Origin of the sequence: Streptomyces calidiresistens (assembly GCF_014141525.1) — a bacterium.
Lineage (GTDB): Bacteria > Actinomycetota > Actinomycetes > Streptomycetales > Streptomycetaceae > Streptomyces > Streptomyces calidiresistens.
The window spans coordinates 1-11,328 of record NZ_VKHS01000087.1 but is presented as its reverse complement, the minus strand read 5'-3'; the positions used below and the strand labels follow the sequence as shown (position 1 = coordinate 11,328).

Sequence of the window (11,328 nt, the reverse complement as noted above, 5' to 3'; positions counted from 1 at the left end):
GGGCCAGGCGGGGGGGGTACGGAGGTGGTCGGTTCGCGAGTGGTTCGTGACCGGCCGGTGGACGACCGGCGGACGACAATGGGACATCGGATGACCCGGCGCGGAAGCCGAACGGGGTCGACGGAAAGGGAATTCCGGGAACCCGATCAGGGAAGGAAAAGACGTGGTCACGCCGGGATGCGGCATCCCCGGGACCGGGTGCGGGGCCCCGGGGAGGGATACAAAGATGTAGTTGGCACGAATTTCTCGGCCGGCGGGATCCCGCCCCACCGCACCGGAGCGGGCGAATGAGCCCGGGACCGGAAGCGGGGGTGGATACCGGGGCCGGAAAAGGTGAGGAAGAGGGACGAAGAGGAACACCGACGACGCGGGGACGAGCGGGCGCGGGGAGACGACCGGAGGACAACCGGCGAGCGGGGGAGGAAATCCCCCGCTCCAGGACGAGCCGGGCCCCCCGACGCCTCACCAAGGAACCACGAACCGCCCGGAACCGACGGGGTTTTGATCCAACTTGGGTCGCTTTCCATCCTCCGGAGGGCATCTCCGGTCAGGTGTTCACCCGGAGCCGCCCGGATTACGAACGGCCATGCACGCTCACCGCGACCCGCGAGCGTCGCTTTGTGGGGGTTGAGACCTCTTTGGAACGACTTCAGGGTCACAACTCAGAGAGATTCGCATCTCGGCTGCACAACGGTCCCCGGTACGCACTTGTTGTCTACGCGATCTGTGAGGAAGCTTCCGGGCAACTTCACACCCGAAGTCATCACACCGCGGAAGGCCCGAAAGATGACCCGATTCGGCAAGACGTCGAAGCTGGTCGCCGCGGCACTCGGAGGGGCACTCGTCCTCTCGGCGTGCGGCGGCGGCAACGGAGACGACGACGACAACACCTCCGACGAGAGCCAGAGCGGAGGCGGCGGCACCGTCATCCTCGCCTACGAGCAGGAAGTCTACTCCTGGAACCCCACCGCCGCCGACGCGAACGCCGCAGCCAATTCGATCCCCACCTACTGGGTGACCACCGGCTTCTGGTACTTCGGTGAGAACGGCGTCGTTACCGCGAACGACGAGTTCGGCTCCTACGAGAAGGTCAGCGACGACCCGTTGATCGTCGAGTACACCATCAACGAGAACGCCGTCTGGTCGGACGGCACGCCCATCGACTGTGATGACGTGCTGCTGCACTGGTCGCAGCAGGGCGGTTACCTCGGCTGGGGCGCCTCCGGCTACGCCGGCATGGAGGACGTCAAGCTCCCCGACTGCGAACCCGGGGACAAGGAGTTCACCTACGAGTACCGCAAGCCCTTTGCCGACTGGGAGTCCGTCGCCTCCGGCCAGGGCAACAACGCGATGATGCCCGCGCACGTCGTGGCCGAGCAGGGCGGTCTCACGCCCGAGGAGCTCGTCGAGATCATCAAGGGCGTGGACTGGGAGGACCCCGACGCCCGCGAAGCCGGCGCCGAGGAGGCCAACGAGCAGCTGGCCGACGCCATCGAGTTCTTCACCACCGGTTGGCTCATCGAGGGTGGCCTGCCCGACGCGGCGCACATCCCCTCCTCCGGCCCCTTTACCTTCGGCGAGTACCAGCCGGGTGAGAGCCTGACCCTGGTCCCCAACGAGAACTACTGGGGCGAGGCGCCGAACGCGGACGAAGTGATCATCCGCTACATCGAGCAGAACGAGCAGGCCCAGGCGCTGCAAAACGGCGAGGTCGACATCATCGCCCCGCAGCCGTCGCCCGACCTGAAGGCCCAGCTCGAGGCCATGGACGGCGTCGAGGTCTCCGTCTTCGACCAGTACATCTACGAGCACGTCACCCTGAACTTCGACAGCGGCCCGTTCGCCGAGAGCCCGGAGCTGCGTGAGGCGTTCCTGCTCTGCCTGCCGCGCGAGACCATCGTCGAGAACCTGATCCGCCCGGTGGACGAGGACGCCCAGGTCCTCAACTCCACCGTCATGCAGGCCTTCGAGCCCGGCTACGACGAGCTGATCTCCGGCTCCCTGCCGAGCGAGTACAGCGAGCAGGACATCGACGCCGCCCGTCAGATCCTCGAGGACAACGACGCCGTCGGCACCACCATCGAGCTTCGCACCCTGGACAACCCGCGCCGCAACCAGCAGGGTCAGCTGATCGCCGACGCCTGCACCGAGGCCGGCTTCGAGGTCGACTTCGAGGCCCACGGCGACTTCTTCGAGGGTGACGGCGCCATGTACAACAACCGCTTCCACGCGGCGATGTTCGCCTGGCAGGGTTCCTCGCTGGTCTCCGGTTGGAACTCCACCTACCGCACCCCCTCCGAGTGCAGCGCCTCCGACAAGGGCAACAACTCCGGTTGCTACTCCAACGAGGACATGGACCGGATGCTGGACGAGGTCCTGCGCATCACCGATGAGGGCGAGCGCAACGAGATGCTGAGCGACATTTCGGCTCACCTGTGGGAGAACGGCGTGGTGGCGCCGCTGTTCAGCCACCCGGGTATGGCCGCCTGGAGCGAGGACGTAGAGAACATCGTCCCGAACCCCGCCCAGTCGGACATCGTCTGGAACATGCCCGAGTGGCAGCGCAGCAGCTGAACTCCTGAAGCCCGCTGAGTCGGCCCGGCCTCACGATTGACAGCCGGGCCGGAACAGCCAGGGCAGTGGGGCCGGGGGTGCGTCACACCCCCGGCCCCTTCCGCGTCCCGATTCCGTACCACGGACCCTTCCTTCAAAACTCAGGAGTCCCAGCGATGCTCACCTTCATCGCGCGACGGCTCTTCGTCTCCCTGTGGGTGTTCCTCGCCGCATCTCTGGTGATGTTCGTCCTGGCCGTCAACGTGCGTGATCCGCTCTCGGAGGCCAGGCAGCTCCCGGACGGCCAGAGGGAGGCCGCCATCGCGGCCCTCACCGAACGGATGAACCTCGACGAGCCCGTCTTCGTGCGGTACTTCATGTGGCTGGCCAACGCGCTCACCGGAGATCTCGGTGTCAACCGCCAGGGACAGAGCGTCAACGCGCTGCTGGCGGAGCGCTTTCCCGCCACCGTCCAGTTGCTCACCGCAGCCACCGTCCTCGCCATCATCATCGGCATCACCGTGGGTGTGCTCTCCGCCCTGCGCCAATACAGCGGCCTGGACCACACGGTGACCTTCGTGGCCTTCGTCTGCTTCTCGCTGCCCGTCTTCTGGGTGGGCACCCTGCTCAAGCAGTACGTCGCCATCGACCTCAACGACTGGTTGCGGGACCCGGCATTGGCGCCAATGGTGATCCTGCTGATATCCGTCGTCATCGGGTTGGCGTGTTCCTCACTGCTGCTCGGTGACCGGCGCACCCGCCTGACCGTCTTCGGCACCACCACCGTCGGCATGGCCCTGTTGCTGTGGGCGCTGTCCGCCACCCGCTGGTTCGCCGACCCGGGTCTGGGCATCATCGTCATCGCCCTCACCGCCGTCGCCGGCGCCGTCGCCTTCACCACCCTGGTCAGCGGACTGGACTTCAAGTCCCCGACGATGCGCGCCGCCCTCGCCGCGGCAGCCGTCGGCATCATCTGCTCGTTCGCCCTGGGCCCGGTGCTGGCCGACCCCTCGCTGCTGACCCTGCTGCTGCTCATCGTGGTCACCGTCGGGGTGTGCTTCGGTCTCGGTTGGTACATCGGCGGCGAACTCTTCCGCCGCTCGGCCATCACCGCCGCCATCCTCACCGGACTTTTCACCGGCGCCGTCATCTTCACCGACCGCCTGCTCCAGGCCTTCGCCGCCTACTCCGCGCACAGCCGCATCCGGGGCCGTCCCATTTCCACCATCGGACCGTCGACCCCCAACTTCGACGGCACCTTCTGGGAGCTGCGGCTGGACTCCTTCGGCCATCTGGTGTTGCCGACCATGGCTCTGATGCTCGTCTCCCTCGCCGTCTACACCCGGTACACCCGGGCCAGCATGCTCGAGGTGATGAACCAGGACTACGTGCGCACCGCGCGGGCGAAGGGCCTCAACGAGCGTGCCGTCGTCACCCGGCACGTCCTGCGCAACGGCATGATCCCCGTCACCACCCTCGTGGCCTTCGACATCGGCACGCTGATCGGCGGCGCCGTGATCACCGAGCGGGTCTTCGGCTGGAAGGCGATGGGGCTCTTCCTCACAGAGGCCATCGAGCAGGGCGACCCCATGCCGATGATGGCCTTCTTCCTGGTGGCCGGCGGAGCGATCGTCCTGTTCAACATGATCGCCGACATCGCGTACGCCTTCCTCGACCCGCGTATCCGGCTGTCCTGACGGGAGACTGACCATGACGCCCAAGAACACAGAAGAGCCCGTGGGGGTCGGGGGCCCGGGCACCGCGGCTGGCACGGACACGCTGCCGGCCTCGAATCGGGACGACGCGCAGGGCATGAACGTCGTGGCGCGCAGCCAGGGACAGTTGGTCGCCCGCCGCTTCTTCCGCCACCGCGGCGCGCTGGTGGGCATGATCCTCTTCGGTTTCGTGCTGCTGCTCGCCACCACCTCCATCGGCTGGGGCCTCATCCCCGGCTGGTGGGACAAGAGCCCCACCGCCACCGGCCCGCTGATCAACGGCGGTCGCCCGACGCTCGGGGTGTGGCCCGAGTTCCTCGGCGGAGGAGGCGTGGCCTGGGGTGAACACCCCTTCGGCCAGGACGACATCGGTCGCGACTACTTCGCGGTCGTGATGCGCGGCACGCAGGTCTCCCTGCTGGTCGCCTTCCTGGTCGGGGTCGTGGCGACGGCCGTCGGCACCGTGATAGGCGCCTGCGCCGGCTTCTTCCGCGGCTGGACCGAGGCCGTACTCATGCGCATCACCGATGTCACCATCACCATCCCCACCCTGGTCTTTGCCGCTCTGGTCGCCACGATCGCCGGCCGGCAGGGCATCGTCTTCCTGGGGATCTTCCTGGGACTGGTGACCTGGACCCAGACCGCGCGGTTGGTGCGCGGCGAGGTGCTGTCGCTGCGCGAGAAGGAGTTCGTGGAGGCCGCCCGCTCGGTCGGCACCTCCGCCATGCGGATCATCTTCAAGCACATCCTGCCGAACGTGATCGGCGTCGTCATCGTCTCCGTGACGCTGGCGATCGCAGCGGCCGTTCTGCTGGAGACGGGACTGTCGTTCCTCGGCTTCGGCGTGCAGCCGCCGGACACCTCGCTGGGACGGCTGATCACCGACTACCGTACGGCGATGATGACGCGGGCCTGGCTCTTCTACTGGCCGGGCATCTTCATCATCGCGATCGCTCTCTCCGTCAACTTCATCGGTGACGGACTGCGGGACGCGTTCGACCCCCGACAGAACAGGGTGCGCAACTGATGAGCATCAATCCACCCCTCAGCCCCGGCGACAAGCTGAGCACCGGTGCCGAGAGCCCGGGGTCGCTCGCCGAAGCCGCCGAAGAGGTGCACACCGCCTACACCCTGGCCGACTCCAAGCCGCCGCTGGACGAGGAGGTCCTCAAGGTCGAGAACCTGACCGTGGGCTTTCCGACCGACGACGGCCTGGTGCAGGCCGTGCGCGGCGTGAGCTACACACTGCGGGCCCGCGAGGTCCTGGGCATCGTCGGCGAGTCGGGCTCCGGCAAGTCCGTCTCCTCCATGGCGGTCATGGGCCTGCTGCCCCGGAACGCCCGGATCAACGGTCGCATCCTCTACCGGGACAGGGACATGCTCACCATGCGTCCCAACGAGCAGCGGGCACTGCGCGGCGAGAAGATCGCCATGATCTTCCAGGACCCCATGACCTCGCTCAACCCGGTCCACACGGTGGGCGACCAACTCGCCGAGGCGGTGCTGGCCCACCACCTGGTGCCGCGCCGCGCGGCGCTCACCAAGGCCCGGGAGATGCTCGACCTGGTGGGCATTCCGCAGGCCGACAAGCGGCTCAAGGCGTATCCGCACGAGTTCTCCGGCGGCATGCGTCAGCGGGTGATGATCGCCATGGCGATCATCAACGACCCGGATGTGATCATCGCGGACGAGCCCACCACCGCCCTGGACGTGACCGTCCAGGCGCAGATCCTGGAGAAGCTGCTGGAAGTCAAGGACGCGGTGAACGCCGCGATCCTGATGATCACCCATGACCTCGGGGTGATCGCCGGCATGGCCCACCGGACGCTGGTGATGTACGCCGGCAAGCCGGTGGAGATCGGCGGCACCGACAGCGTCTTCTACCAACCGCGCATGCCCTACACCGCCGGTCTGCTCGGTTCGATCCCCTCCCTGGAGGGGGAGGGCGAGGACCGACTGCGGCCGATCACGGGCACGCCCCCGTCCCTGGTCCACCTGCCGTCGGGGTGTCCCTTCTCCCCGCGGTGCCCCCTGGCCACGGAGGTGTGCCGGGAGACCGAGCCCGACCTCGTCACCGTGGGGGAGGATCACCGGGCGGCCTGCCACCACAGCGACCGGCTGGCCGAGGCGGAGGACCCCACGGCGTTCTTTCGCCCCGACGCCGTCCGGGCGGAGGACGAGGGCGACGAGGCGGAGGGAACCCCCGGTACCGACGGGGTCTCCCGAACCGACGAGAAAAGCGAGGAGGGGCGATGAGCGCGGCTGGCACCACGACCGGGGACCGACCGGAGCTGTCGAAGGCCCCGGAGGCCCAGGGAACCCCGGAGAACAGGGAGAGGCTGCTCCAGGTCACCGATCTGAAAGTGCACTTCCCGATCCGCGGCGGGGGACTGTTGCGCCGCACCGCCGGTGAGGTGCAGGCGGTCAGCGGCGTCACGCTCGGCGTCGACGCCGGGCAGACCCTGGGCGTGGTCGGTGAGTCCGGCTGCGGCAAGTCCACCACGGGCCGGGCCGTGCTCCAGCTGATCAAGCCCACCTCGGGTTCGGTCCGCTTCGACGGCCGGGAGATCACCGGCCTGAAGCACAAGGCCATGCAGCAGGTGCGCCGCAACGCCGGCATGGTCTTCCAGGACCCGATGGCCTCGCTGAACCCCAAGCTGCCGGTGAACGACATCCTCGCCGAGCCGCTGAAGGTGCACGGCCGCTGGCGCAAGGGCGGCAAGGACCGGGTGGCCGAGTTGCTGCGGCTGGTCGGCCTGAGCCCCGAACACGGCAACCGCTACCCGCACGAGTTCTCCGGCGGCCAGCGCCAGCGCATCGGCATCGCCCGCGCGCTGGCCCTGGAGCCGAAGCTGCTGGTGCTCGACGAGCCGGTCTCCGCGCTGGACGTGTCCGTCCAGGCGGGCGTGGTCAACCTGCTGGAGGACCTGCGCGACCGGCTCGGCCTGGCGTACGTGTTCATCGCCCACGACCTGTCCGTGGTGCGGCACATCTCGGACCGGGTGGCCGTGATGTACCTGGGGAAGGTGGTGGAGTCCGGCCCTCGCGACGAGGTCTACGAGCGCCCCTCCCACCCCTACACCCAGGCCCTGTTGTCGGCCGCGCCGCTGGCCGACCCCAAGAAGGAGCGCAAGCGCAGGCGGACGGTGCTCACCGGCGACGTGCCGAGCCCGATCGACCCGCCGAGCGGTTGCCGCTTCCGGACCCGCTGCTGGAAGGCGCAGGAGATCTGCGCCACCGAGGAGCCGGCACTGGTGGATCGGGGATCGGGCCACCCGGTCGCCTGCCACTTCGCGGAGGAGGACCGGAAGGTGATCTGAGCACCACCGTCACCCTCCCGTCCCCCGCGGGTCTCCCGCGTGCCGACGGCAGCGCATCGGGGCCCCGGACCGCACGGTCCGGGGCCCCCGGTGTGTCCGGTGCCGGACCGCGCGGCCCGGCACCGGACGACGGCGGGCCCCCGACCGCACGGGGCGGCCGGGGGCCCGGACGCGTCGGCCGTCCCCCGAGGGGGACCGGTGCCGCGCGGGCTGGGCGTCAGTCGGCCCGGGGGCCCTTGTCGCCGTCGCCCGCCTCGCCGGCGTCACCGCCGTCGGGGGTGTCGGAGGCGTTGGTGGCCCCGTCACCGTCGGCGGAGGGCTCGGCGCCGGTCTCCGCCGAGTCGGCGTCCTTGGCCAGGCCGAGGGTCTCCGTGAGCCACTTGTCGAACTCGATGGAGGCCCGCACCCAGCTGACCGTGCTGGAGATGAAGTGGTCCAGCGCCACGCCCATGCCGATCAGCAGCTGCTGCTCGCCGATCAGCCGGACGCTGCCGTCGTCGTGGGTGTGGACGTACACCTTCGGCCACAGCGTGCGCCGGTTCCAGTCGTTGACCGTCTCCAGCAGGCGCGCCTTGTCCTCGATGCTGTGCGACCGGTCGTAGAAGGTGCGCACGGAGAAGATCCGCTGCTGCTTCTCCCCGCGGAACATGAAGTACGTGCGGAACTGCTCCCAGGGGGCGACCAGGTCGCCCTCCTTGTCCACCACGTACTTCAGTTTCATCTGGTCCAGCAGGCGCTTGACCAGTTCCTGGTCCGGCAGGATCGGCCCCACCGGCTTTTTCGGCTGGCCCTGCTGCTGTCCCTGCTGGCCGGACTGGCCGGACTGGCCGGACTGGCCGGACTGCGGCGGGCGGCCACCGAAGTTCGGGATGGAGGACGGATCGACAGACACGGAGAGGTCCCTTCGTACGCGGTGGCGTGAATCTCCATCCTTACGCATCGCCCTCAGGTGCCGGCAACCCGGAGACCGGCCCCGTCCGGATCGATGTCCACCGTGACGGTGTCCCCGTCCCGGACCCCGCCGGCGAGGATCGCCCGCGCCAGCGGGTCCCCGACCGCCGTCTGCACCAGCCGGCGCAGCGGCCGGGCCCCGTAGGCCGGGTCGTTGCCCTCGGTGGCGAGCCAGCGCAGCGCGTCGTCCGACACGTCCAGGACCAGTCGCCGGTCCACCAGCCGCCGCTGCAGGGCGTCCAGCTGGAGCCGCGCGATGCGCCCCAGCTCCTCGCCGGTCAGCGACTCGAAGACCACCACGTCGTCCAGCCGGTTGAGGAACTCCGGACGGAAGGCCGCCCGCACCGCCGCCATCACCGCCGAGCGCTGCTGCTCGGCGCTCTCGGTCGGGTCCAGCAGATGCTGGCTGCCGAGGTTGGAGGTGAGCACCAGGATGGTGTTGCGGAAGTCCACCGTCCGGCCCTGGCCGTCGGTGAGCCGGCCGTCGTCGAGGACCTGGAGCAGGATGTCGAAGACCTCGGGGTGGGCCTTCTCCACCTCGTCCAGCAGCACCACCGTGTACGGGCGACGGCGCACCGCCTCGGTGAGCTGACCGCCCTCCTCGTACCCCACGTAGCCGGGCGGGGCGCCCACCAGCCGGGCCACCGAGTGCTTCTCGCCGTACTCGCTCATGTCGATGCGGACCATCGCCCGCTCGTCGTCGAAGAGGAAGTCGGCCAGCGCCTTGGCCAGCTCGGTCTTGCCGACACCGGTGGGGCCCAGGAAGAGGAAGGAACCGGTGGGGCGGTCCGGGTCCGAGACCCCGGCACGGCTGCGCCGCACCGCGTCGGAGACCGCCCGCACCGCCTCGGCCTGCCCGATCAGGCGGCGCCCCAGCTCCTGCTCCATGCGCAGCAGCTTCTCGGTCTCGCCCTCCAGCAGCCGGCCGGCGGGGATGCCGGTCCAGGAGGCCACCACATCGGCGATGTCGTCCGGCCCGACCTCCTCCTTCACCAGCTTGTCCGGGCCCGCGCCGGAACCGTCGGCGGCCTGTCCGGCCTCCTCCGCCTCCGAGGCCTCGGCCAGCTCCCGCTCCAGTGCCGGGATCTCGGCGTAGAGCAGCTTGGAGGCGGTCTCGAAGTCCCCGTCGCGCTGGGCGCGCTCGGCCAGCCCCCGCACCTCGTCCAGCCGCTCCTTGAGCTCACCGACGCGGTTGAGGCCGCTCTTCTCCTTCTCCCAGCGGGCGGTCAGGCCGCGCAGCTCCTCCTCGCGGTCGGCCAGTTCGCGGCGGATGCGCTCCAGGCGCTGCCGGGAGCCCTCGTCGGACTCGTTGGCCAGGGCCAGCTCCTCCATCCGCAGCCGGTCCACGCCGCGCTGCAATTCGTCGATCTCCACCGGGGAGGAGTCGATCTCCATGCGCAGCCGGGAGGCGGCCTCGTCGACCAGGTCGATGGCCTTGTCGGGAAGGAAGCGGGAGGTGATGTAGCGGTCGGAGAGGGTCGCGGCGGCCACCAGGGCGCTGTCCGCGATCTGCACCTTGTGGTGGGCCTCGTAGCGGCCCTTGAGGCCGCGCAGGATGGCGATGGAGTCCTCGACGGTCGGCTCGGCGACCAGCACCTGCTGGAAGCGTCGCTCCAGCGCCGGGTCCTTCTCGATCCGCTCGCGGTACTCGTCCAGGGTGGTGGCGCCGACCATCCGCAGCTCACCGCGGGCCAGCATCGGCTTGAGCATGTTGCCCGCGTCCATGGCGGAGTCGCCGCCCGCGCCGGCGCCCACCACGGTGTGCAACTCGTCGATGAAGGTGACGATCCGCCCCTCGCTCGCCTTGATCTCGGCGAGGACGGTCTTCAGCCGCTCCTCGAACTCACCCCGGTACTTGGCGCCGGCGACCATGGCACCGAGGTCCAGGGAGACCAGGCGCTTGTCGCGCAGCGACTCGGGAACGTCCCCCTTGACGATGCGCTGGGCCAGCCCCTCCACCACCGCGGTCTTGCCGACCCCGGGCTCACCGATCAGCACCGGGTTGTTCTTGGTGCGGCGGGAGAGCACCTGCACGACGCGCCGGATCTCGTGGTCGCGGCCGATCACCGGGTCCAGCCGGCCCTCGCGGGCGGCGGCGGTGAGGTCGGTGCCGAACTTCTCCAGTGCCTTGTAGCTGCCCTCGGGGTCCGGGGAATCCACCCGGCGCCCGCCCCGGGCCGCGCGGAACGCCTCGTCCAGGGCCTTGTCCGTGGCGCCCTGGCGGCGCAGCAGCTCACCGGTGGCGCCTCCCCGGGCCGCGAGGGCGATCAACAGGTGCTCGGTGGAGACGTAGCTGTCGCCCAGCTCACCGGCCCGCTTGGAGGCGTCGGCGATGACGGCCAGCAACTCGCGGTTGGGCTGCGGCTTGGCCACCGAGGCGCCCTGCACGCTCGGCAGCGCGCCGAGCAACTGCTCGGCGCCGGAGCGCAGCGCGGCCTGGTCCGCCTCGACGGCGGAGAGCAGATCGCGGATGTTCTCGTTGTCCTGGCCCTCCAGGAGGGCGAGCAGGAGATGGGCGGGGGTGATGTCGGGGTGGCCGTCGGTCAGCGCGCGATTGTTGGCCGCGCCGATCGCGTCCCGGCTCCTGTTGGTCAGCTCGGCGTTCACCCGGGAACTCTCCTCCTCCGGCTTTCCGGTCGATCGATGGGGTGGTTTTCCGGGCCGCCCGGGCTGGGGCGTCCCCGCCGACCGAGCGGCTGATGCCTCGGCCATGCACAATGTTGAGTCTACTACGCTCAAGCATGTTTCCGCATGTGGCTCCCCGCCGACCCCCTTCTGCTCCTGCCCGC

At 69.5% G+C, this 11,328-nt stretch carries 7 protein-coding genes; 5 read left to right on the top strand and 2 right to left on the bottom strand.

Features of this window, described 5'->3' with window-relative positions; all coding sequences use genetic code 11:
• The first annotated feature begins 786 nt into the window (after positions 1 to 786).
• The 5 genes from FOE67_RS06295 to FOE67_RS06275 all read left to right on the top strand — a co-directional run bounded on the left by FOE67_RS06295 (position 787) and on the right by FOE67_RS06275 (position 7,588).
• Complete coding sequence (locus tag FOE67_RS06295) at positions 787 to 2,574, top strand: ABC transporter substrate-binding protein (protein WP_182661314.1); 1,788 nt, start codon at positions 787 to 789, stop codon at positions 2,572 to 2,574.
• Positions 2,575 to 2,729: 155 nt separating this feature from the next.
• Positions 2,730 to 4,250 carry an ABC transporter permease gene (locus FOE67_RS06290; RefSeq protein ID WP_182661312.1) on the top strand — a complete coding sequence of 507 codons (1,521 nt, stop codon included), beginning with the start codon at positions 2,730 to 2,732 and terminating at the stop codon, positions 4,248 to 4,250.
• 13 nt (positions 4,251 to 4,263) lie between these two features.
• Positions 4,264 to 5,295, top strand: coding sequence for an ABC transporter permease (locus FOE67_RS06285; protein ID WP_143619234.1), 1,032 nt, complete (start codon positions 4,264 to 4,266; stop codon positions 5,293 to 5,295).
• Positions 5,295 to 6,524: an ABC transporter ATP-binding protein gene (locus FOE67_RS06280; RefSeq protein ID WP_182661309.1), complete on the top strand. Its 1,230-nt coding sequence runs from the start codon at positions 5,295 to 5,297 to the stop codon at positions 6,522 to 6,524. Before FOE67_RS06285 ends, FOE67_RS06280 begins: the two co-directional genes overlap by 1 nt.
• Positions 6,521 to 7,588, top strand: coding sequence for an ABC transporter ATP-binding protein (locus FOE67_RS06275; protein WP_182661307.1), 1,068 nt, complete (start codon positions 6,521 to 6,523; stop codon positions 7,586 to 7,588). The genes FOE67_RS06280 and FOE67_RS06275 overlap by 4 nt, the downstream gene beginning before the upstream one ends.
• Before the next feature lie 217 nt (positions 7,589 to 7,805).
• Here the strand turns inward: FOE67_RS06275 and FOE67_RS06270 are convergent, their stop codons facing one another.
• Positions 7,806 to 8,480 carry a YbjN domain-containing protein gene (locus tag FOE67_RS06270; protein ID WP_182661305.1) on the bottom strand — a complete coding sequence of 225 codons (675 nt, stop codon included), beginning with the start codon at positions 8,478 to 8,480 and terminating at the stop codon, positions 7,806 to 7,808.
• Between the two features lie 53 nt (positions 8,481 to 8,533).
• Entirely contained in the window at positions 8,534 to 11,146 is a 2,613-nt protein-coding gene (gene clpB / locus FOE67_RS06265; RefSeq protein WP_182661303.1) for an ATP-dependent chaperone ClpB, read from the bottom strand.
• Between the last annotated feature and the right edge of the window lie 182 nt (positions 11,147 to 11,328).

What these genes read in the sequence shown, in the direction of transcription:
- FOE67_RS06275 (WP_182661307.1), top strand. Translation starts at nt 6,521, where the DNA reads ATGAGCGCGGCTGGCACCACGACCGGGGACCGACCGGAGCTGTCGAAG.
- FOE67_RS06285 (WP_143619234.1), top strand. Translation starts at nt 4,264, where the DNA reads ATGACGCCCAAGAACACAGAAGAGCCCGTGGGGGTCGGGGGCCCGGGC.
- FOE67_RS06295 (WP_182661314.1), top strand. Translation starts at nt 787, where the DNA reads ATGACCCGATTCGGCAAGACGTCGAAGCTGGTCGCCGCGGCACTCGGA.
- FOE67_RS06280 (WP_182661309.1), top strand. Translation starts at nt 5,295, where the DNA reads ATGAGCATCAATCCACCCCTCAGCCCCGGCGACAAGCTGAGCACCGGT.
- FOE67_RS06290 (WP_182661312.1), top strand. Translation starts at nt 2,730, where the DNA reads ATGCTCACCTTCATCGCGCGACGGCTCTTCGTCTCCCTGTGGGTGTTC.